The organism is Methylotenera mobilis JLW8 (assembly GCF_000023705.1).
Classification (GTDB): Bacteria; Pseudomonadota; Gammaproteobacteria; order Burkholderiales; family Methylophilaceae; genus Methylotenera; species Methylotenera mobilis.
In genome coordinates this window covers 115,468-136,801 of record NC_012968.1, presented here as the reverse complement: position 1 = coordinate 136,801, position 21,334 = coordinate 115,468, and the positions used below count along the sequence as shown (strand labels likewise).

Annotated in this window: 19 protein-coding genes, 1 tRNA gene and 1 riboswitch; of the genes, 6 read left to right on the top strand and 14 right to left on the bottom strand. The window is 46.7% G+C overall.

Features of this window, described 5'->3' with window-relative positions:
* Both MMOL_RS00620 and MMOL_RS00615 read right to left on the bottom strand, forming a co-directional pair.
* On the bottom strand, nucleotides 1-453 hold the full coding sequence (locus MMOL_RS00620) for a response regulator (protein ID WP_012777494.1): 453 nt from the start codon (nucleotides 451-453) through the stop codon (nucleotides 1-3).
* Entirely contained in the window at nucleotides 443-2,062 is a 1,620-nt protein-coding gene (locus MMOL_RS00615; protein ID WP_012777493.1) for a sensor histidine kinase, read from the bottom strand. The genes MMOL_RS00620 and MMOL_RS00615 overlap by 11 nt, the downstream gene beginning before the upstream one ends.
* A 96-nt stretch (nucleotides 2,063-2,158) precedes the next feature.
* A riboswitch (cyclic di-GMP riboswitch) is annotated at nucleotides 2,159-2,246 on the bottom strand.
* A 289-nt stretch (nucleotides 2,247-2,535) separates the two neighbouring features.
* Here MMOL_RS00615 and MMOL_RS00610 point away from each other — a divergent pair.
* Nucleotides 2,536-4,863 carry an HDOD domain-containing protein gene (locus MMOL_RS00610; protein ID WP_012777492.1) on the top strand — a complete coding sequence of 776 codons (2,328 nt, stop codon included), beginning with the start codon at nucleotides 2,536-2,538 and terminating at the stop codon, nucleotides 4,861-4,863.
* Between the two features lie 137 nt (nucleotides 4,864-5,000).
* Nucleotides 5,001-6,182 carry a 5-demethoxyubiquinol-8 5-hydroxylase UbiM gene (ubiM, locus tag MMOL_RS00605; RefSeq protein WP_012777491.1) on the top strand — a complete coding sequence of 394 codons (1,182 nt, stop codon included), beginning with the start codon at nucleotides 5,001-5,003 and terminating at the stop codon, nucleotides 6,180-6,182.
* Between the two features lie 26 nt (nucleotides 6,183-6,208).
* Here ubiM and MMOL_RS00600 read toward each other — a convergent pair whose 3' ends face one another.
* From MMOL_RS00600 to MMOL_RS00595, 3 genes are all read right to left on the bottom strand, one after another.
* The gene (locus tag MMOL_RS00600; protein WP_012777490.1) at nucleotides 6,209-8,428 is read right to left on the bottom strand and encodes a sensor domain-containing protein; all 2,220 of its coding nucleotides are present in this window, start codon (nucleotides 8,426-8,428) and stop codon (nucleotides 6,209-6,211) included.
* 171 nt (nucleotides 8,429-8,599) lie between these two features.
* A complete protein-coding gene (locus MMOL_RS12275; RefSeq protein WP_012777489.1) occupies nucleotides 8,600-8,722 on the bottom strand; it encodes a hypothetical protein in 123 nt (40 codons plus the stop codon).
* Nucleotides 8,723-8,971: 249 nt separating this feature from the next.
* Nucleotides 8,972-9,048: transfer RNA gene (locus tag MMOL_RS00595), tRNA-Pro, on the bottom strand.
* 148 nt (nucleotides 9,049-9,196) lie between these two features.
* Between MMOL_RS00595 and MMOL_RS00590 the strand changes: the two genes are divergently transcribed.
* Nucleotides 9,197-10,168 carry a quinone oxidoreductase family protein gene (locus tag MMOL_RS00590; RefSeq protein ID WP_012777488.1) on the top strand — a complete coding sequence of 324 codons (972 nt, stop codon included), beginning with the start codon at nucleotides 9,197-9,199 and terminating at the stop codon, nucleotides 10,166-10,168.
* Between the two features lie 46 nt (nucleotides 10,169-10,214).
* Here the strand turns inward: MMOL_RS00590 and MMOL_RS00585 are convergent, their stop codons facing one another.
* Both MMOL_RS00585 and MMOL_RS00580 read right to left on the bottom strand, forming a co-directional pair.
* Nucleotides 10,215-12,215 carry a RelA/SpoT family protein gene (locus MMOL_RS00585; protein WP_012777487.1) on the bottom strand — a complete coding sequence of 667 codons (2,001 nt, stop codon included), beginning with the start codon at nucleotides 12,213-12,215 and terminating at the stop codon, nucleotides 10,215-10,217.
* Between the two features lie 6 nt (nucleotides 12,216-12,221).
* Nucleotides 12,222-12,431, bottom strand: a complete 210-nt coding sequence (locus tag MMOL_RS00580) for a dodecin (protein WP_012777486.1) — start codon at nucleotides 12,429-12,431, stop codon at nucleotides 12,222-12,224.
* 229 nt (nucleotides 12,432-12,660) lie between these two features.
* On the opposite strand from MMOL_RS00580, the gene MMOL_RS00575 reads away from it, so the two are divergent.
* Both MMOL_RS00575 and MMOL_RS00570 read left to right on the top strand, forming a co-directional pair.
* Nucleotides 12,661-12,927: a hypothetical protein gene (locus tag MMOL_RS00575; RefSeq protein ID WP_012777485.1), complete on the top strand. Its 267-nt coding sequence runs from the start codon at nucleotides 12,661-12,663 to the stop codon at nucleotides 12,925-12,927.
* 37 nt (nucleotides 12,928-12,964) lie between these two features.
* Entirely contained in the window at nucleotides 12,965-13,357 is a 393-nt protein-coding gene (locus MMOL_RS00570; RefSeq protein WP_012777484.1) for a surface-adhesin E family protein, read from the top strand.
* Between the two features lie 34 nt (nucleotides 13,358-13,391).
* On the opposite strand, the gene MMOL_RS00565 is transcribed toward MMOL_RS00570, so the two are convergent.
* Nucleotides 13,392-14,120 (bottom strand): cytochrome c biogenesis CcdA family protein, encoded by a 729-nt coding sequence (locus tag MMOL_RS00565; RefSeq protein ID WP_012777483.1) that lies wholly within the window; start codon nucleotides 14,118-14,120, stop codon nucleotides 13,392-13,394.
* Nucleotides 14,121-14,130: 10 nt separating this feature from the next.
* Nucleotides 14,131-14,523 carry a thioredoxin family protein gene (locus MMOL_RS00560; protein ID WP_012777482.1) on the bottom strand — a complete coding sequence of 131 codons (393 nt, stop codon included), beginning with the start codon at nucleotides 14,521-14,523 and terminating at the stop codon, nucleotides 14,131-14,133.
* 314 nt (nucleotides 14,524-14,837) lie between these two features.
* Here MMOL_RS00560 and MMOL_RS00555 point away from each other — a divergent pair, with 314 nt between their 5' ends.
* Entirely contained in the window at nucleotides 14,838-15,359 is a 522-nt protein-coding gene (locus MMOL_RS00555; protein ID WP_012777481.1) for an SRPBCC family protein, read from the top strand.
* A gap of 328 nt (nucleotides 15,360-15,687) precedes the next feature.
* On the opposite strand, the gene MMOL_RS00550 is transcribed toward MMOL_RS00555, so the two are convergent.
* The 5 genes from MMOL_RS00550 to MMOL_RS00530 all read right to left on the bottom strand — a co-directional run bounded on the left by MMOL_RS00550 (nucleotide 15,688) and on the right by MMOL_RS00530 (nucleotide 21,208).
* Nucleotides 15,688-16,404: a class II aldolase/adducin family protein gene (locus MMOL_RS00550; RefSeq protein ID WP_012777480.1), complete on the bottom strand. Its 717-nt coding sequence runs from the start codon at nucleotides 16,402-16,404 to the stop codon at nucleotides 15,688-15,690.
* 30 nt (nucleotides 16,405-16,434) lie between these two features.
* Complete coding sequence (locus MMOL_RS00545; RefSeq protein ID WP_012777479.1) at nucleotides 16,435-17,511, bottom strand: ABC transporter substrate-binding protein; 1,077 nt, start codon at nucleotides 17,509-17,511, stop codon at nucleotides 16,435-16,437.
* A 5-nt stretch (nucleotides 17,512-17,516) separates the two neighbouring features.
* Nucleotides 17,517-18,671, bottom strand: coding sequence for an LLM class flavin-dependent oxidoreductase (locus tag MMOL_RS00540; RefSeq protein ID WP_012777478.1), 1,155 nt, complete (start codon nucleotides 18,669-18,671; stop codon nucleotides 17,517-17,519).
* A 20-nt stretch (nucleotides 18,672-18,691) separates the two neighbouring features.
* Nucleotides 18,692-19,759: an LLM class flavin-dependent oxidoreductase gene (locus tag MMOL_RS00535; protein ID WP_012777477.1), complete on the bottom strand. Its 1,068-nt coding sequence runs from the start codon at nucleotides 19,757-19,759 to the stop codon at nucleotides 18,692-18,694.
* 240 nt (nucleotides 19,760-19,999) lie between these two features.
* Complete coding sequence (locus MMOL_RS00530) at nucleotides 20,000-21,208, bottom strand: MFS transporter (RefSeq protein WP_012777476.1); 1,209 nt, start codon at nucleotides 21,206-21,208, stop codon at nucleotides 20,000-20,002.
* Nucleotides 21,209-21,334: the final 126 nt, after the last annotated feature.

The window sequence follows — 21,334 nt, the reverse complement described above, 5'->3', positions numbered from 1 at the left end:
TTAATCTTTAACGTCCGATGGTAATTTAACGATAGTGAGCCAGAAGCTTTCGATGGCTTGAATCACCTTGATAAACTGGTCTAAATCCACAGGCTTGCTCACGTAGCAATTGGCATGCAAATCATAAGTGCGCAAGATATCTTTTTCTGCTTCCGAAGAGGTGACGATCACCACAGGAATACGTTTGAGCAGAGGGTCAGACTTGATCTCCGCCAGCACCTCACGCCCGTCTTTTTTCGGCAGGTTAAGGTCTAGCAGCACTACATCCGGTGTTGGCGCATCTGCATACGGCCCCTCTTTACGTAGGAATGCCAGCGCTTCCACGCCATCTTTCACCACATTCAGGTTATTGCTGATCTTACTTTCGCGTAATGCTTCCTGCGTTAATCTAACGTCACCGGGTTTGTCCTCGGCTAATAAAAACTCAACCTGCCTACTCACTTCACTCTCCATGATGTTTCCTTTCCCTATGATTTATAGGTAAGGTAAAATAAAAAACTGCGCCCTTGCCAACTTCGGACTCTATCCAGATCTTTCCACCGTGGCGCTCCACGATTTTCTTGCATACGGACAGGCCAATACCCGTACCTGGGTACTCGTGCTTACCATGCAAGCGCTGAAAGATAATAAAAATACGTTCAAAGAAATCTGGGGCAATACCGATGCCGTTGTCGCGTACGGAAAATAGCCACTCACCCTCTTTTTTCTCCGCGCCCACATGAATAATTGGCGAAGTATCTCCACGAAACTTGATACCGTTGCCGATCAAATTCTGAAATAACTGCGTGAGTTGGGATACATCTGCATCCAGCCTAGGCATAGGGTCGCGCGTTACCACAGCGCCCGACTCTTCAATCGCCAAGCGTAAATTAGATACTGCACGCTCTAATCCTACTGAAGTCTCGCATGTTTCCATTTGCTTACCGTGCGTGCCTATGCGCGACATGGTCAGTAAGTCAATAATCAGAGCCTGCATGCGCGTAGCGCCATCTACCGCGTAGCCGATAAACTCATTCGCATCCTGATCCAGCTTGTCTTTATAACGCCTTGCCAGTAGCTGTGTATAGCTGGCTACCATGCGTAAAGGTTCTTGCAAGTCATGTGAAGCCACATAAGCAAACTGCTCTAGCTCGCGATTAGAGTTGGCTAGCTCTTCTGTACGCTGAGCCAAAGCCTCCTGTGTCTGTTTAAATGCCGTAATATCAGAGAATTCCGCAATCACCTGCATCACTTTTCCAGCACTATCTTTCACGGCATTCATATTCATCCATGCCAGATAATCACCGCCCTGTTGATTCCTAAGCCAGATTTCGCCTTGCCACTGCCCCCCCCCAATCACAGTGGTCCAAAGGTCCTGATATAGGGTTGGTTCTAACTCTGCTAACAAACCCTGCATCGGCTTACCGATCAGCGCGTCTGGCACATAGCCTGTAATTTTAGCCACTGATTTATTGACGTGAAGCATATTACCCTTCACGTCAGCAATAATCACTGCTTCTAAATTGCTTTCAAATACTTGCGCGAGTAAACGCAACATTTCATGGTCGGCATGGAAATAAGCAGAAATAGAAAGCTCAGAGTCAAACATGGCGATTTTAGTAATCGCTGTTGAATAGGCGAGAAAACGCTCGGCATCGTTATCCACCAAACGCATCACTTCAGGGAGTACCCAAGATAAGTATTTGCTATATGCACTGAGGTGCCAGCGCGGCTCTAAGCCTAATTGCTGATAAGTGACACCAACGCGGAGTCTACTTTTGATATAACCGGGACCATAGTCTCCAGTAAATATCTGTTTGAAATATCCTCGTTGTTTTTGTTTAAGTTGTGAAAGCTGGTCAGGATGGATATGGCTAGCAGCGATTGCAGGGTGCGCATCTAAGTGCTCGGATAACAAATCAGCAAAGACACCCTCAAGAGGCGCAAGTAGCGTGCCTAACTCCTTAAGCAACTGAGAGTCTCGCTCGCTGAACTCAAGGAAATCCTTGCGCGACTGAACTTCATCGGCGCTTGGGGTCATGCTGTCGATTAAAGCATCAACGGTAGGCTGGTGCAATAACATATTGTCTCCCAAAAAACTACTAATCTCATTCCTGAATAACCAAGAAGTGCAAGAAATAGTATGGGAGTTATATGTAGAGATACGGGGGTCCGCACATCTGGTACTCCCGCTATCTTAGAACTTACGCCCCTTAGACCGGTGATTTTGCGCCCTCGCTTTTCAGCTGAGTTTGCCTTTTTCAAATGCAATGCCGCATGAGTATCAGTAGATTTATAAAATCAGTCAACCACCCATTCTAGTGAATACCTTCTAGACTAAGTTACCAATGCACCACTACCATCGACCACAAATCCGCTCGATTTGATGCTTGCTACCAAGCCTAGTGATATGATGTAACCGTATAAACACTTTAAGATGACAGAACAAAGGTTAGGTGTGACTTTTGCGAAAGAACTTGTACAGAATGATATGGCATTAACATCAGTAGCCATGTGTTCATCAGCAGCAAAATCACAATCTGCCAGGAAAAATCCATGCTCAGCAAAATAGGCCGCTTTGAATTGCTACGTAAGCTTGATGAAAGCAAGCAGAATACCGTCTATTTAGCCCGTGACCCTCACATGGAGCGCGAAGTGCTGATTAAACTGCTACCCAATAGCGACTTGCCGCTAGACGACTTGCTACCGCAGGTACGCATAGTCAGTAAATTACAACACAAAAATATTGCTACCCTGCTAGACGCAGGTGAGCATGAGGGTACGCCTTATCTGGTCTACGCATCGGTTAATGGCACGATGCTATCGCAGCAATTAAAATCATCTCAACCATTGGCGGCCACACAAGCGGCACAAATGATTGCTGAAGTACTTAAAGCAGTGAGCTACGCACACGCTCAGGGTGTTCTACCCTTAGACATGCAGGCCGAACACATCATGATTGCCGAAGACCAAACCCCGATGCTGATCGGCATCGGCATGGCTGGTTTTAAAACAAAAAACCAGCTTACGCAGCCAGTAACACCGTACACCGCACCCGAGCTTAGCGCCGGAAACAATGCTACCGTTGCTGCAGATATATTTTCATTAGGGGTATTACTGCATGAGCTGGTGACAGGGCTGCCATTTATTGAAAAAGCAAAAAAACCCACAGCCTTCGGCAAGGTTGGCACCACACCCCAATCTATGCAGATTCACCTTGATGAAGCTTTGGAATGCATTACCTTGAAAGCCACGAGCAAGGCGCCAGAAGATAGGTTCGCAGATGCCGAAACCATGCGTAAGGCTTTGCAAGACTACTTAACACCAGTAAAAGACGAGCACAAACACGTAGATGCGCACAGCACAATGGACTTTTTACTGAGGCGGATGCGTAGCAAAAGTGACTTCCCGGCGCTGTCACACACCATTAGCGAAATCAACCGACTGGCAGATGATGACTCTGCCAGCAATAACGCGTTGGCGCAAAGTATTTTAAATGACTTCGCACTTACCAATAAACTATTAAAGTTGGTCAACACCGTTACCTACGGGCAATTTGGCGGTCATATCAACACCATTTCCAAAGCTGTGGTCATCTTGGGGTTTGAAACTATACGTAATGTAGCAATGTCGCTGATTTTGCTGGATTTTCTGCAAAACAAGGCACAGGCATCCCAGCTAAAAGATGATGTACTTTCATCATTTTTTGCAGGTATTGTCGCGGCCCAGCTAGCACCTAGCAGCCATGTCAGAAATGCAGAAGAAGCCATTATTTGTTCCATGTTCCGCAATTTAGGCAAATTGCTCGCCAGCTTTTACTTTTTTGAAGAAAGCCAGCAAGTTGCACGCCTGATTGAGCAAGGTGATAGTGAGGACAAAGCAGCAGTTAAAGTGCTAGGCATGACCTACAACGAGCTGGGCATAGGAGTTGCTAAGAACTGGAACTTCCCGCCACGCTTAATCGCAGGTATGCGCAAACTTGATAGCAATAAAATCATCAAGCCCAATGGTGAGCTGGAGAGTTTGTCGCTAACAGTGAATCTAGCCAATGAACTATGCACGATTGCCAGCAATGGCAATATCACAGATAAATCTAAAGCACTCAAGCAGCTGACCACTCGCTACGAAAGTGCACTTAGTGTATCAGAACAACAGCTGCGTAAGTCTATGGAGCAGGCTTTAGACGAGCTTGCCACACGTGCCAGAGTTGTAGGCATCAATGTGACACAAAGCCAGTTAATGTCACGTGTTAATAGTTGGATAGGCGCCAGAAGTGAACCATTGCACAAAGATAATGAAGAAACCGAGTTAGCCGCATTGGGCATCAATCTTGAACAAGCTGATGAAAAAGGCAACGAGCCTCTAAAACCGGATTCTGAATCCATTTTGACAGAAGGCATTCAGGAAGTTACCAACACGCTGATTGAAGAACACCAACTCAATGACATTATGCAAATGGTTCTGGAAACAATGCACCGTGGCATGGGGTTTAACCGCACTGTTCTGTTTATTAGAGATGCCAAAAATAATCAAATGGCAGCACGCTTCGGCTTTGGTCAAGAGATTGACACAGTGTTGAAAAAATTTCGATTTGGCTTAGATTTCACTCCAGATGTATTCCACCTTGCAACCAGCAAGGGAGCAGACTTAATGCTAGAGGATATTACAGCTGAAAATGTAACCGCCAAGATTCCACAGTGGTACAGGCAGGCAGTATCATCACAAAGCTTCTTACTACTACCGATTATGGTAAATAACAAAGCGCTCGGCATGTTTTACGCAGATATGGAACAGGCTAATAGCATGCAAGTTTCGACTAGGCAGCTTTCTCTACTGCGCACCCTGCGCAATCAGTCGGTGCTTGCTATCAAGCAAAAAGGCTAAATCTCAAACTTTAGGCTACGCAGCAACCTGTAAGAGTTGCTATCAATCCATAACGCCTTGACCTGAGTCAATGTCAACCTACGCATTTACCGTAATCATAAGCACCCTATCCAACATCAATAGCACTTGGTAGCATTATGATGAACTTTGATATCGCAATTATCGGGGCGGGGCCGGCAGGTTTATGTTTTGCACAAGCTGTTGCTGGGAGTGGTTTACGCATAGCTGTACTTGAGCGCCAACCTGAGTCCAAGCTGGCAGAGCCGGCTTTTGATGGGCGTGAAATTGCACTGACACATCACTCTGCGCATATCATGCAGTCACTGGGCCTGTGGCGACGAATTGATACCAATGCCATTTCTCTATTGCGCGACGCACAGGTACTCAACGGTCCATCGCTTTATGCCATGCATATTGAGCACGACGCCAATAAAACAGCATCCCTAGGATATTTAGTCGCGAATCATCTTATCCGTAAGGCTGCCTACGAAGCCGTAAAAGAATCTCAGGATGTTACTTTACTTACTGCGTCGGACATAACCGCCATCAGCACGGATCATGACGGCGCCTATATCAGCCTTGCGAATGGCAATAAAGTGCAAGCACAGCTATTAGTAGCGGCAGACAGCCGCTTCTCTGAAACCAGACGGGCGATGGGTATCCCCGCCACTATGCATGACTTTGGCAAAACCATGATGGTATGTGTAATGGAACATAACATCCCACATCATCACGTAGCTTGGGAGTGGTTTGATTACGGTCAAACCTTAGCACTCTTACCAATGAACGGCTCACAATCTTCTGTGGTAATCACGTTACCCGCTGTAGACATTCAACGAATGATGTCGCTTAGCGAAACAGAGTTTAACGAGGAAATGACAGTTCGCTTTAAGCATAGATTAGGTAGCATGAAACTAGCATCTTCGCGCCATGCCTACCCCTTAGTAACGGCTTATGCTAGCCAATTGGTGTCAAAACGTTTTGCTTTAATTGGCGATGCGGCCGTAGGAATGCACCCAGTCACTGCACATGGTTTTAATTTTGGATTATTTGGCATCAATGCTCTTGCCAATGAAATTAAAACGGCTAAATCACGTGGCAGCAATATCGCCGCCAGTGCCTTGCTTGAGCGTTACCAAAGAAAGCACCGCCTTAAAACACGTCCGCTGTTCTTGGCGACTCATGCAATTGCCAAGCTGTATGGGAATGACACAATACCAGCACGCTTGATTAGAGCAGCATCGTTGCGTGTAGGCAACCGGTTTTCACCCTTTAAACGCGCTGTGGCGGACATGCTGACAGAGGCTAATAGTAAGTAAATTCTGACCACATCGCAAGCACTGGCTTAAACCAGTTTGGTGATATTGCCATGCTGCGCATAATCCTGCATTAATGCATCAAACTGCTCAATAGGCAAGGGCTTACTAAACAAATAGCCTTGATAAGCCTTGCATTCATGATGCTTAAGGAACGCCAGCTGCGCCTCGGTCTCCACCCCTTCAGCAATCACATTTAGACTAAAGTTCTGCGCCATGTCGATAATCGTTTTGACCATCACTGCATCACTTTTATCGGTGGTGATATCCCGCACAAAGCTTTGGTCAATCTTGATTTGGTCCAGCGGCAACCGTTTTAAATAAGAGAGTGAAGAAAACCCTGTACCAAAGTCATCTAAAGACAGTGTCACCCCTACCTTTTGCCTCAACAGATTCTTTTTTGCGATCACATCAGTAATATCGTCTAACGCAACACTTTCTGTCAGCTCCAACTTGAGGCGCGAAGGATCAATCCCGTGTTTATGAATTGCCGCAATCACCTGATCTACAAAATGCGCTTGCTTAAATTGCTGTGCACTAATATTCACTGCTAGCACCAAATCGCACATCTTCGCATTGGTGCTCCAAACAGCAATCTGGCGGCAGGCTTCATCCAGCACCCAATCGCCAATATTGAGAATCAATGCACTTTCCTCTGCCACTGGAATAAAATGGGCGGGAGAAATCATACCTCGCTGCGGGTGCACCCAGCGAATCAAAGCTTCTGCACCGATTGGTTTATTTTCATGATTGACCTGCAGCTGATAATGCAACTCGAATTGATCGGTCGCCAGTGCATTATGTAGATCAGACTCCAAGGTAGCGCGCACCTCTACCAGCTCCTGCATCTGCGGGTCAAAAAAGCGCGTGCGGTTACGGCCACCATCCTTTGCCTGATACATCGCCATATCGGCACGCTTAATCAGCTCATCGACATCTTGGTCATGCCCACAAAACAGCGAAATACCAATACTGGATGAGCTGTGAATATGTGCATTATTAATTTGGTAAGGTTCAGCCAGCGTCAAACGTATGGTTTCAGCAATCTTAGCCACTGTACGCGATGCTTCTTCCAGCCCCTCACCTAAGCGCTCCACCAACACCACAAACTCATCACCACCCTGACGCGAAACGGTATCTATTTCACGTACACAAGCGGTAATTCTTTTTGCCACTTCAACTAAGAGCAAATCGCCATCAGCATGGCCTTGGGTATCATTAATGACTTTAAATTTGTCTAAATCCAGAAACAGCAAAGCGCCATACTGCATGCTACGTGCCGAAGTTGCTAAGGCAATCCGTAATCTATCCAGCATTAAGCGTCGATTAGATAATCCAGTTAACGGGTCTTTGTACGCTAACTTCTGCACCTCTTCTTCTGCTCGCTTACGATCGCTAATATCACGACCAACTGATTGGATTTCGGTAAGCTGGCCATACTCATCAAAAATACCACGGTTACTAAACTGCATCCAGTGAACATCACCTGTGCCAGACAGCACCCGATTTTCGATCATCACCACCGGATTGGAGGAAGACAACATCGCTAGCTCATCCACCACGCGCTGTAAATCTTCGGCATACACTACAGGTTTCCAGGTCGAGCCTATCATCTCCTGCTCGGTCTTGCCAAAGAAACGACAATAAACATCATTCACAAAAAGATAAGTACCATCCGCCCGAAGCCTCGATATCACTTCAGTCTGATCCTGCACCACCGAACGAAAACGCTCTTCACTTTGCCGCAGCACCTTTTCAGCTTCTTTAATTGCGCTGATATCCGTGACTAAGACAAAGAAACCTTGCACCTCTCCCGCCCTAAAATCTGGGATGTAATGTGCTAAAGAGTGCCTAGAATGGCTACCGTCTTTATTTGGTATAACCCGCTCAAACTCCTGAAACTCCCCATTTAGCGCACCATTAATATATGGCAGGTTTAAGCGATACAACTCCTCACCGAGTAGCGACGAAATATGCATTCCCACAATCTGGCTGACATCAACGCCAAACCACAGCTCATATGCTTTATTCACAAAACGATTTTTAAGGTTTTTATCCCAATAACCAATCATCGATGGTAAATAATCGAGTACTTTTTGAATTACTTCTGTTGATAATAATGAGTCCGTCATCTGATCAGAAGCAAGCGATAGTTCTGATAGCGCTTCAGGCAAGACAACATTGCCGGCAGCATTAGGGCTTAAGTCTTCTGATTGAGGTAATACTGTTGGAATTAATGGAGCTTTCATAAGCGAATAGTGCCATAACTTATTAAAGTTAAAAAGCTATTAGTCTTAAGCCAACCATTAGCTGAGGCTACGCCTCATAAGATATCAAAACAAAAAGGAGCCAAAGCTCCTTTATAGTTAAATGCGCGGCATTTGCTCACCATGCGAGCGAAGCTACACAACCATCCAACCTTATTTTTTGGGCATGCTAGGCTTACTTGGCATGACAATGGTAGGTCCCGGCATCACGATGGGTTTCTTGCTTTGCTTAGGCTTTTTCGCCTCTTTGTTTTTGTGTAGCTGTCCTTTTGCCATGATGTTTCTCCTCAAACGTTTAACATCAGATCGACTGCGCTAACACGATACGTCGGCGCAATCACTGGATTGGACTAAACACTGTGCGAATGGTTTCATCATGCAGTTGATGATGGACTAATGCGGGGTCTATTCAAACAGGCTGCTGCGGCTTACTTGGCTGTAAACCTGAAGGATGCAAACTTAAAGAATGCAAGCCTAGAGAAAAATGCTAGAAGTAAAACCATCTACAAATAAAAAAGGGAAAGATGGTCGGCGTGGAGAGATTCGAACTCCCGACATCCTGCTCCCAAAGCAGGCGCGCTACCAGGCTACGCTACACGCCGAAGGCCCGCACTATACTAACAACTAGGCCGTTAGTCAATATCTGGCTGATTCAACTCTGATAATTATTAACGCTCACAGTTCATTTCAACCCAAGTATAGTGCTATTATTTTTAGCACTATATTCATAGTAATTAGAGAAGTCAGCCCATGTCACATGCAATTAAAGTTCACCAAGTAGGCGGCCCTGAGGTATTGCAGTGGGAGCCAATTAGCGTAGGTGCACCCGCTGCCGGCCAAGTCAGATTACGACAAACCGCGGTGGGGCTAAACTTCATTGATGTGTATCACCGTACCGGACTCTACCCGCTACCCTTGCCGTTCATCCCAGGGATGGAAGCCGCAGGTGTGGTGGAAGCAGTGGGCAACGACGTGACGCATTTAAAGCCGGGCGATCGCGTAGCCTATGCCTCGGTAATAGGCGCTTATGCTGAATCCAGACTGATTGCGGCAGAGCGCTTAATTAAACTGCCAGAGAGCATAGACGACATCCGTGCGGCAGCCATGATGTTGCAAGGCATGACCGCACGCTACCTGATTCGAGATATCTATAAAGTGCGTGCTGGCGACACCATACTGGTACATGCAGCAGCTGGCGGCGTCGGGCTGATTGTATGCCAATGGGCAGCAGCGCTGGGCGCAACCGTGATTGGCACTGTATCTACCGAAGAAAAAGCGGCATTGGCAAGAGCCAACGGCTGTCATCACCCCATTATTTACACCTGCGAAAACTTTGCATCGCGTGTATTGGAGATTACCAATGGCCAAAAGCTGCCGGTGATTTACGACTCTGTAGGCAAAGATACCTTTATGCAATCGCTGGACTGCCTGCAGCCTCGAGGGCTCATGGTGCTATTTGGCGCCTCGTCCGGCCCGGTGCCGCCATTAGACTTATCTGTGCTGGCGCAAAAAGGCTCGCTCATGGTAACTAGGCCCGCCCTTGCCACCTTTATCGCCAGCCGTGCACTGCTTGAGGAAAATGCGTCTGATTTATTTGCCGCAGTAGCCAGCGGTAAGGTGAACATACACGTCAACCAAACCTACGCGCTAAAAGACGCCGCTATCGCCCACCGCGACCTTGAAGCCCGCAAAACAACGGGCGCAACGGTATTAACCATATAGTACTAGCGTACAGTGCTGACAATTAACCGTTAGCGACAGCGCGTGCTTAGCCGCTGTGCTTTTTGTCTTTAACGCTGCGCCACTGCGCGTGCAGCAAGCGGTCGTGTCGCTCATCCGGCAAGCGCCGAATAAACGTGCAGACGTGGCTGTGGATGGTCACGCCGCGGTCACATGTCACATAGCCCACAATAGCGTCGGGAAAGACAGGCTTGCAACACTGCGCCATATAGGTCTGTAGATTGCCAACGCCTTCTACCGTGACCTCGGTTGCCACGGGCTGTGCCGTCGTCTTCCGCGCAACCACCTGATTGGCTTTCTCCAGCGGCTTCAAGTGTGCAATCTCATGGATAGCGCCCGCAATTTGATACTCACTCACATCACCACGGCCTATAGCACTTAAGCAATCTTCCAGCTTATTAAAATGCAGCTTCTGTGCGATTTTTTCCTGATTAATCGCATTCACCCCTGCGCGATGTAACTCTTTATCTAATTTAGCACGGCCTTGCGTCACGTTTTCTTCTGCGTGCTGATGCCGAAACCAATGCCGCACCTTGGCACGCGCACTGGCGCTTTTTAAGTAACCTAAAGTCGGGCTTAACCAGTCACGGCTGGGCGCACCATGCTTGGTGGTGAGAATTTCAATGCGTTGTGCGTTTTGCAACTTGTAATTGAGCGGTACGATATTGCCGTCCACTTTAGCACCACGGGTTCTATGCCCTAAATCCGTATGCAACGCATAGGCGAAATCAATCGGCGTCGCGTCTTTAGGTAAATCGATCACCTTACCTTGCGGCGTAAATACATACACATTTTCTTGGAACAGCTCGGTTTTAAACTGCTCCAGCAAGTCGCTACTATCGGTGGCACCTTCTTTCCATGCCAGAATCTGACGCAGCCAGGCTATTTTCTCGTCCAGAATGTTGTCAGACTTGCCCCCTTCTTTGTAGCGCCAGTGCGCAGCCACACCCAACTCGGAGTATTGATGCATTTCATGCGTGCGTATCTGCACCTCCAGCGCTAAGCCTTCAGGGCCACTGACTGCTGTGTGCAAGGAGCGGTAGTTATTGCTTTTAGGGCGTGCAATATAATCGTCAAACTCACCCGGAATAGGCTGCCATAACGTTTGCACTAAACTGAGTGCGCTATAGCAATCCTTCACATCCTCAACCAAAATCCGCACTGCACGCACATCAAACAGTTGCTCAAAATCCAGATTTTTGCGCCGCATTTTATTGATAATGCTGTAGATATGCTTAGGTCGGCCGGAAACCTCAGCCTGAATCCCGGCCTGTGCCAGTTTCTGCTTCAGTAATTCTTCAACGTCCGCGATGTACTGTTCGCGGTCTACTCGGCGTGAATCCAGCAACTTGGCAACTTCTTTGTAGAGCTGCGGCTCTAGATAGCGCAGTGAGAGATCTTCCATCTCCCACTTCAACTGCCACACGCCAAGCCGATTAGCGAGCGGTGAAAAAATGCCCTGTATCTCGCGTGCAATCAGTACTTGCTGCTCGCGGCTGGCGCCAGCCAAGCTGCGCAGTATTTGCGTGCGCTCTGCTAGTTTAATCAGCACCACACGGATATCCTGTACCATCGCCAACAGCATCTTGCGCAGGCTCTCCACCTGCTTGCTGTTGTCGGCATCCTCCTGCTCTTGCTGCTGCAAGCGCTCCAGCTCGCTGAACTCCTGCACTTGTGTGATGCGCAACAAGCCTTCGACCAAACGCGCAACATTATTGCCAAAACGCAGCTTGAGGGTTTCTTGCCAGTTATCGATATGCGCAGGTACCGCATACAATATGGTGGCAATAATGGATTCAGCATCCAAATTCAAACTGACTAAAATAGCAGCGGTGCTGGTTGCATGTTGCAACAGCGGCTCACCTGTCAGCTCGGCATGAGCATCATAAGCCAAGGTTGCCAACTGGCAAGCCTGACGAACCAACTCTACATCGGCAAGCGAGTAATGCTTAGCTAACGAGTCTATCCATGCTTGCGTATCATTATCAGATAAAGCAGGTATTTGTAATGAACTGGAACCATGGATCATTATTATTTAATCTTCTATTCTAAAACCAACCTTGATGGTCACTTGATAATGCGCGACCTCGCCATTCACAATATGCCCCCTAGTCTCTACCACCTCAAACCAGTCCATATGCTTTACGGTGCGTGCGGCTTTCGCAATCGCATTACGGATTGCATCATCAGTGCCTATACTAGAGCTGCCTACAAGTTCGATGAGTTTATAAGTATGTGCAGACATATCGTTTCCCCTTGACTAAAAAATCTCAGAATAATTCCAGACAATTATAATCATCTACCTTTTAGCCAGATATTACCAATTTTTATTTGGTGCTTATTGTTGAACCTTCAAGCGCTTGTTACACACCATCATCATGCCTGCGCAATCTGTGTACATCGCTTCCCTGCGCTCTAAGCAAAGCAGCCTGTGATAAAATTGCACCATCTTTCAATATGCATTTAATACCCACATGACCAATACACCAGCACAACCATCCACCGAGCTAAAAAGCATTACCGGCCTGAATGACCAAGAATATGAAGCACTGACCGCAGCGCTGGCCAAAATGCGGGAGCCACAAGTGGAAGTGCAAGCCTCTCATTCAAAAATGCTAGCTGCGGTGCGCAATCAATTGCAGCAACGCCTGAATAACCCACAGCTCAGTGAAGAAGAACGCACCAAAATCAATAGTGACATTGCTGACCTTGAACGCAAAATGAATGCGACTCACCAGTAGTCCATTACTCTGGTAGCAAACCACGATGGGACACAACATGACAAAACTGCTAATCGCGCTCACGCTTGCACTTCTCAGCTCCGGCGCATGGGCGGATTGGACTGAGTTTAGCGGCTCCAGCAATCAAAGCAATGTGAAGGTTTATTACAACCTGGCATTACGCAACCAGGACCAAGTGCTAAAAGTTTGGCAAATGCAGGACTACAGCACAACACAAACCATGCAGCAACAAACTTACCTCTCGGTAAAGTCTTTGCTCGAGGTCAACTGTAAAACCAAAATGCGCAGAACCATGGCCGCGAACTACTACCAGCTCAATTTGGGGCGTGGCGCATCCATGCTCAAAAGCAGCACCCCTGCGGAGTGGGAACCCATAGCACCGGATGTGACCGGTGAATCCATGCGCAAGTTTTATTGCGGGCGCGACTAACCTATATCTGCTAGCGTAAAAATAAGGATACAGGCTATATTGATGTTGTAAGCTGCACTAGCCAGTCAGGGGCAATATTTAGAAAGGAAGCTTCTAAGTGTTTGTCCCAACCAGTTAATATCAATAGCCCAAGCACCAAGAGTAGCATGCCCAGTATTTTCTTGCCTGCTGCTCCGCTCGCCATCATTTTGTTACGAAACTTCATGATGCTCTGACGTGACAGCAAACTTAAAATAACCAACGGTGTACTTGCCCCTAAGCCAAATATCGCCATCACAACCGCGGCGTGCCCAAGGTTTTGGCCTTGGCTGGCAAGGGTAATGGTTGCGCCCAAAGTAGGCCCAACACAAGGGCTCCAAACCAAGCCTAATAACAAGCCGATTGAAAATTGACCAATCAATCCATCAGTAGAAACGCGGCTCAACAACGATTGCCCAGTGCCACTCAAGCTTGAAGTTGCCACCGCAAACTTTGCTTGCAACCCCGTAGAGAGCAACACTACCCCAAAGACAAGCAGTAGCATTGCGCCGATGTTACGGAGCACCTCTTGATCCAGCCCGATAGCCGCTCCTACACTTGCGATCAAAACCCCAACCACGGTAAATGACAATGCAAGCCCAGCCGCCAACGCAAAGGGCCCTAGTCGATGCGCCATTACCGCAGACCCGATTAGTATCGGCACCAGTGGCAGGACGCATGGAGATAACGTGGACAATATTCCTGCAATAAAACTAAGACCGTAAGTACCAAGTTCAGCAAGCATTGCCGTCTCCTTAAAGTGTCTTGCGCAATAGTTTTTCTATGCCATCTGGCGTGGTGTCGCCCAAGCTACGGCCAAGCTCTTTATTACCTTTGAACACGATTAGCGTGCTCTGACGTGAGGCATGGAACGCCTTTACTATGTCTTTTTGCTGATCAAAATCAACACGCAGTGATGTCACCGTTTGAAAATATTTTTGCTTTAACAGCGATGAAATGATGGGCGCTTGCGCACGACAGGTTGGGCACCAGTTCGCGTGTATATGCACCAGAATCGGCTTACCTTCCAGTTGCAGCTTGGCAAATGCCGCTTGGGTAAAGGCAACCGTATCAGCCATGGCACTACCGGCAAACAATACAGATAACATCAGGATATTACGCAATATAGATTTCATGATAAATTTCATGGTGCACTCGATTCCTATTCAAAATGTAGACATTGGTCGTCAGCTACAATCATTCCTTACAGATTTCTGGCAAAATAAAATCATCAATCCATTACGGGTGATTCTGGCGCTCCATAAAATGAAAAACCTGGGCACGTTAATTATATTAATAGCATCAACCACTACCAAAATATAATGTGCCATTGCTTTTACTACCCCTTTCGAATCTTAAATATATCCAGCTTTAATTAAACTATATACAGATCTGTATACCCGGTAGTATACTAATCAGTATACCAATGGGTATTTATTGTAATTACTTTAGGAGATAACAAATGAAATGTAGTTTATTGATTGCTTCAATGCTCATTAGCACAACATTCAACGTATTTGCTGATGAAGCAAAAAACCTCAAAGTTCATGAAGAAATAAGTATTGATGCACCTTCTGTAAAAGTTTGGGAGAAAGTAAATAATTTTAATGATTTAGGTGCTTGGCATCCAGCTGTTAAAACCACTGAAATTGTTAAAGGTGAGAACAATAAAGTTGGGGCGGAACGCCTATTAACACTTCAAGATGGTGGGACGATTAAAGAGAAGTTACTTAAATACAATGCTAAAGCCAAAACTTTTAAATACTCAATAATTGAAGGCGTCCTTCCTGTAACCAGCTATGCTTCATCAGTGACAGTCAAGCAAGTTGGAAAAAATAAATCAATCGTAGTTTGGGATGGCACTTTCAAACGCAAAGATACGTCTGCGACTCCAGCTGAAGGTCAAGATGACGCTACGGCAGTAAAAGTTATCACGAGTGTTTATCGTGGTGGGTTAGATAACTTAAAGAAAATTTCAGAATAATAGTTGAACACTATTAAGATCAATATGAGGCGAGCTCGTCTTTATTGATCTTAATACTTTCATTTAAGGTATTGCAACAACCTCAACCCAGTGCCCATTTTCATCGTCCTGGGCGCGGTTATAAGCAGTACGCAATCACTATGGGCGAAACTATAGTTTCTATCAAAAGATAAGCCTGTCAATTCTCAAATAATCACATGCAAGCATTGATAGAAAGCAGGGATGCTGCATCTCGGCAATCATGTACTCAAGCAACATTTGAAGACCATCACTTAAATACGCATGACTAAACTCAATTACCGAGAATGCAATATGTCAATATGAGGTACTAGATATCGGTAATAGGCAGCAGGCCTAATGTTTTGGCCTCATCGAACAAACCTGTCATGGTCCAATTTTGCCTTAAGGCACCCGCACCATAATTTCTTGAGCCACCTACCGCCTCAGCCAGCAGTTGCAAGCGCGCAGTTTCTTCGAGCAGAATAATAGTATCAGTCAATGCTCTCACACCGCCTTTACCCCATACCGTGCCACCGCCATTGGCTTCAATAATGGCAAAGTTATGTGGATTTTCATTCACTTTCTCCACAATAAAATCTACTTCAGGCTGGCGTCTATCAATATAAATTGGCAACTCGCGCACCAGATGATGGCGATTAAACGCAACATAGTTGATAGGAAAAGTACGGTGCGTTTGTGCCCAAGCAGCCAGATAAAGTGTATGCACGTGTGAAATAATATTTACGTCAGGATGCTCAATAAATAGCTTGTTGTAGCGCTTGCCGCCGCTATGGTTGCCTGCAAACACAGCGCCATCAAAGCCAATAATGGCTGGCGTGATTTCTGCGCCCCTATTCCACGGACCCGGATCATTCACCACCACCAGCTTCTCATGCCCAGGTACACGTACCACAAAGCCAACCGTACCATAAGCGGTGGTGGTATCTGTTTCGCGCAGCACCCTAAAGGCGTGCTCAGCGTCTTGCTTCACGCTTTGTGCAAATGCCGAGACATCGGCGGCTAACTCTGTATCAATTTTTCCCATGCTAAAACTCCTTCATTAAAATTAAATAAATTACGCAGCCTTTTCCTGCGTATGGTAATAGTTATCCAGCCACTGGCGTGCAGCAGCCAATGGTCTGGGGTCTATCCATGTATCCAGATTAAAATCATGGTCTAACACGCCATGAATTAAGGTGAAGTTCTTTTGGATTCTGAATAAATCCATTAACTCTTTTGATAAGCTAGGGTGTAACGACTGGTGGAACCCATCACGATAAGCTGTCGCCACCCCATCATCGCCGGCACGGGTTTCTTCTTTTAAAATCTTATGCACCCCATCCAGATTAGAAGCTGCCCAATCGGCCGCACGTAATGTTTGACCAAGAAAGCGCACCAACAACTCAAAGTGGTTTTCAATCAAATCTTCATGCACAGTAATCGGCCGTGGCGTGCCATTATTGACGCGGTATCGACGGTCAGTGATCCTATCAATATCAATGCCCACTATTGCACCGTAGCGTTTAGCCGCATCCACTGCCGATGCGCCTTTAACATACACTGCATCTACTTCGCCACGTGCCAGGCTATCGAGCCCTGACCACAGGCTGCCTAGGCCAGTATCTGAACCCTGCCCCGAGCCTACCTCTACAAATGACACGTCATCCAGCGTTAATCCGGCATATGCCAAAACGCCCTTTACCCCCTGCAAGGTCATGCCACGTGCAATGCTGCTGCCGCGCACATGTGACTGTATTTCACGATCAACATACGCTGGTAATGCAATACGTCGCCCTTTAAGGTCTGCCGGCCGATTGATAGGAGAGCCCTTGCTCACCAAAATCACCTGCCATTCATCTATCCAGGTTAATCCGATGACTTTTGTTTTTGCACCCTGAGCTTTGGCCGCCAAGGCAAGCAAGCTGCCACCCTCTCGAATCAAACTGGTGATTTCATGATCATAATGATGGCGCGCAAGCGCTTTAGGCGCATCCTGAATCGTTGCGACTGAGATACCATCTTTTGCAAACTCCTCTTCAAGCCATCCTAATTTATACGCCAAACCAGTTGCTGTAGGCACTGGGCAGCGTGTAAACCAGATGTCGTTTAATTGAGAACCGGATGGCTGATTGACTGGTAATGGATTAGCCATCTCAATTACCCCACAGCTCGTAAAATCGCAGTATCAGTTTTGCCACGCAATAACGGTAGCACCTCTTCGCCCACGCGATACGCTTCTTCAAGATGTGGTGTGCTGGCTAAAATAAATGCATCGGCACCCAACGCCACCAGTTGATCCAAGCGTTCAGCTACCTGCTCATAGCTACCAACTATGCCGTTGGTTTGACCACCGCGTAGCAGGCTAAAGCCAGACCAAACATTTGGCTCAATAATCAAATCTTTATAACTATTGATGGTGGTTGGGCGATTACCACGCTGGCGCGCAGCACCTACTGAGTCACTGGCATCTGGGTTTTGGAATTTATCCAAAGCTTCGCGGCTCAAGCTGTTAAATCCTTTTTCAACCTCAGCCCACGCTTCTTCTTCCGTTGGTCTAGCAATGATATCCACACGGATAGCGCATTTAATTTTACGTCCAAGAATCTGAGTGCGTGCTTTAACCCGGTCAAATTTCTCACGTAGCTGCTCAAATGGTTCCAGCCATGTCAGGTAATAATCAGCATGCTTGGAGGCAGAGGCCAGTGCGGCATCGGAAGAGCCTGAGAAGTATATTTCAGGGTACTCTTCTTGAGATAATGGGTGCGCTAATCCAGCATCTTCCACTTGATAAAACTTGCCTTTATACGAGAACGGTCCGCCATTCCAAACCCCTTTTAATACATCCAAAAACTCTGTGGTTCTGCCATATCTATCATCATGAGACGCTGAATCTCCCCACCATAATTGCGCAGGACCTCCGCCACCAGTAATAATGTTATATAAAGCTCTACCACCGGTAGCGCGCTGCAAACTTGCGGTCATCCGCGCAGCGACTACTGGGTTCAAAAATCCTGGCTGAAACGGAATCATGAAGCGAAACGTAGAGGTTTCACGCGCGAGTAATGAAGAAATCACCCAAGGCTCATCTGTCATCGGGAAAGATGGAATCAACCCACCCTGAAAACCTGAAATCTCAGCAGCACGCGCAATCTCTGCCACATAGTCGATATAACCCTCTCCAGTGCCGCCCACACTTCCTGGCTTGGCTTTAGTGTCATCTCCAGGGAACCAGTCACCTCGATGCGGAGTGCGATTACGGTGTGAGCTAGGTTCACCGTGGGTGGGAATCCGCCAAAAAACATCAATAGTCATACAATATTCCTTAAATTTAATTAGGCAGCACGACGTTGATCGTGCTTGATTTGAGCGCGCACCCCAGGTAAAACATGTTCCCCTAGGCGGTAGGCCTCTTCAAAGTGCGGGACAGATGAAAGCAGGAAGCTGCTAACCCCGGCAGCGGCATAGGCCACAAGTGCTTGCGTCACTTGCTCGTAGCTGCCGACTAGAGTGGCATTGGCTGCTGTGGTATCAGTTGATAAGCCTACCCATAGATTACCGTTCAGCTCAGGCTGATGATGGTTTTGCGTAGACTGCTGCCAATAACGTTGTGCATCAAAAATCGCTTCATCCTCAGTTTCACGGCTGACGATATCGATACGTAGCGCAAATGCAATCTCACGTCCATACTGTTTGGCTAGCGAGCTAAGTTCTTGGATTTGCTGTTGGACACTCTCTACCGTGTCTGCATCGAAGATGTGAAAGTCTGCCACTTTGGCCGATAGCGCCAAAGACTCCTTACTCTTACCGGAAAGGTAAATTGGCGGCACTTTTTGGTTAGATAATGCCCCTTGAAATCCGCCATTCAGCACCTCGAAATACTTTCCTTTAAAACTGTATGGAGACTGGGTGAGTACGCCGCGCGCTACGGTAACAAATTCTTCAATGCGCGGATTAATTTCACTATCTGCCACAAAGTCCCCTAAAGCGCGTCTATGCTTGTCATCACCGCCAGCACTGATCTGCCATGCAAAGCGCCCATCGGTAAAGCGCTGGTAGCTCACTGTATTTTTTGCTGCATACACTGACGAACCACGTGAGGCATCAAACTCAGTGACTAGCTTTAAATGGCGACTGCCACGTGCCACATAACCTGCGATGATCCATGGCTCATCACCATTGATATCTTCTGGAATACGTATGCCATCAAAACCAGCAAGATCTGCCGCACGTGCAACTTGGTGCAGGTAATCAAAATAGTTGAAGCTCAAACCACGAGGATCCGTCAGGACATCCGAGTAGGGGTGAGCGGATGAGGCACGTTCTGCACGGCGCTCTTTTCTACTATTGCCGTAACGCCCATCACCGCTGGTTGGCAATTGCCACAAGAATTCTGTAGTCATACATTCCTCCTAAAATTAAACTGAATTAACTAGCTACCTTGATATGTATATGTAGCGCTATTTCTTTTAATTTGCAGGATGCATGCCAATATCACCTGCCAATACAAATCAATACAACCTATTGATTTGTATTGTATTTTTACAAACAAAAAACCAATCCATATTGATGTGAATTCAATAGTTGCTGCAAAATCAACAAGATGAGAAGCAGCACTGTTGATTTTGCAAACCGTTAATATCTTATGTAGTCATCTTTTTAAAGTTGCTACTGATAAACGCACGGAAGCCCGGACATACTGCCAACCAGATAGGAATCCATAGTAAAAATATATCCTGCAGCACAAAACCTTTGCTTAAAAAGCCGCCCAGAGTGGCGCCCACAAATCCACCTGCCATACCCACCATGGTAAATAACCCTGAAACATGACCCATATTTTTACCAGAATGTGCCAATCGTGAAATATTAACGAGATGATTGAATGCTTGACCTATCGCCTGTAATACAGCGCCAATCAAAAGCCCGACCACGCCAGTACTTAATCCCAAGAATGCCAACCCGATAATCAGACTGGTATGGCTTAAGTTATACGTTATTTTTTCACCTAGCTTTGCCACTACATGCCCAAGAAATAGCAGTACCGCAACAAATGCAGCACCCTCTACTACCATCAGCGTGATTCCCTGCTGTGCACTCCAGTGAAATTGACGCACCGCAATAACAATAATAAAAGTACCAAAAAACCCACGTACCATCCCCCCCAGTCCATCATATAGACATACCTGACGCACCATCGGGTCAGTAAGGTATTGCAGCATCTCCTTCACTCCACCACGTACGCTTTTAGCGCCAGCGGACTCACGTGTACGCGATAAAATAGTGAAGCCATAAAACGACATCACCGCAAATAATATGCTCGTAATCCAATAGCTACCCTGTATCCCCAAATGACTGGATACTAAATTGCCAAGCAATGGCCCGACCAAGCCTATGCCTAACATCAAGGTGCCTCGATACCAGCCTCCACGGCTAGTGCCGACTTCAGGCAGGCGTTCTAACCATGAGGTATTCATGGCCACCACGCGAAATGGAATACAAATTCCAGCAATAAATAAAAAAATAGCTGCAAGATACCAAGAGGTTGAGTAGCCAATTAACGGATATAAAATCATTGCGCCCAAACTAGAAATTGCATAGACCCAACGCGCACTGAAGCGGCTGATAAAGATGCCTGCGGGCAGCGACATTAACATCATCGATAAACTTTCTGCTCCTATTAACAAACCTATCTGCCATGACTCGGCATTCAGGTGGAGCGCTAATAAAGTGACTAGAATCTTATTCATACCGATGGTGATGCCGCTCATGAGCGCCAGGCCAACAAATGAATAAGTGAAATGGTGGGTGGCTAATAAGGGACGTTGGGTATTGAAGGTATTGGATTGGCTCATAGGGATGAACTCTCAGAATATAAATGAATAACAGCTTGGTTTGCACACGTAGCAGACGCTACCTCGATATGCCTACGCTGATAAAAATAACGCCAGACCACCTAATGGCAATCTGGCGATTTTTGC

Bases quoted from the DNA above. Each gene is read 5' to 3' on its own strand.
- MMOL_RS00535 (WP_012777477.1), bottom strand. From the start codon at position 19,759: ATGACTACAGAATTCTTGTGGCAATTGCCAACCAGCGGTGATGGGCGT.
- MMOL_RS00615 (WP_012777493.1), bottom strand. From the start codon at position 2,062: ATGTTATTGCACCAGCCTACCGTTGATGCTTTAATCGACAGCATGACC.
- MMOL_RS00570 (WP_012777484.1), top strand. From the start codon at position 12,965: ATGACAAAACTGCTAATCGCGCTCACGCTTGCACTTCTCAGCTCCGGC.
- MMOL_RS00550 (WP_012777480.1), bottom strand. From the start codon at position 16,404: ATGGGAAAAATTGATACAGAGTTAGCCGCCGATGTCTCGGCATTTGCA.
- MMOL_RS00575 (WP_012777485.1), top strand. From the start codon at position 12,661: ATGACCAATACACCAGCACAACCATCCACCGAGCTAAAAAGCATTACC.
- MMOL_RS00545 (WP_012777479.1), bottom strand. From the start codon at position 17,511: ATGGCTAATCCATTACCAGTCAATCAGCCATCCGGTTCTCAATTAAAC.
- MMOL_RS00555 (WP_012777481.1), top strand. From the start codon at position 14,838: ATGAAATGTAGTTTATTGATTGCTTCAATGCTCATTAGCACAACATTC.
- MMOL_RS00585 (WP_012777487.1), bottom strand. From the start codon at position 12,215: ATGATCCATGGTTCCAGTTCATTACAAATACCTGCTTTATCTGATAAT.
- ubiM (WP_012777491.1), top strand. From the start codon at position 5,001: ATGATGAACTTTGATATCGCAATTATCGGGGCGGGGCCGGCAGGTTTA.
- MMOL_RS00580 (WP_012777486.1), bottom strand. From the start codon at position 12,431: ATGTCTGCACATACTTATAAACTCATCGAACTTGTAGGCAGCTCTAGT.
- MMOL_RS00565 (WP_012777483.1), bottom strand. From the start codon at position 14,120: ATGCTTGCTGAACTTGGTACTTACGGTCTTAGTTTTATTGCAGGAATA.
- MMOL_RS00590 (WP_012777488.1), top strand. From the start codon at position 9,197: ATGTCACATGCAATTAAAGTTCACCAAGTAGGCGGCCCTGAGGTATTG.
- MMOL_RS12275 (WP_012777489.1), bottom strand. From the start codon at position 8,722: ATGGCAAAAGGACAGCTACACAAAAACAAAGAGGCGAAAAAGCCTAAG.
- MMOL_RS00610 (WP_012777492.1), top strand. From the start codon at position 2,536: ATGCTCAGCAAAATAGGCCGCTTTGAATTGCTACGTAAGCTTGATGAA.
- MMOL_RS00620 (WP_012777494.1), bottom strand. From the start codon at position 453: ATGGAGAGTGAAGTGAGTAGGCAGGTTGAGTTTTTATTAGCCGAGGAC.
- MMOL_RS00560 (WP_012777482.1), bottom strand. From the start codon at position 14,523: ATGAAATTTATCATGAAATCTATATTGCGTAATATCCTGATGTTATCT.
- MMOL_RS00540 (WP_012777478.1), bottom strand. From the start codon at position 18,671: ATGACTATTGATGTTTTTTGGCGGATTCCCACCCACGGTGAACCTAGC.
- MMOL_RS00530 (WP_012777476.1), bottom strand. From the start codon at position 21,208: ATGAGCCAATCCAATACCTTCAATACCCAACGTCCCTTATTAGCCACC.
- MMOL_RS00600 (WP_012777490.1), bottom strand. From the start codon at position 8,428: ATGAAAGCTCCATTAATTCCAACAGTATTACCTCAATCAGAAGACTTA.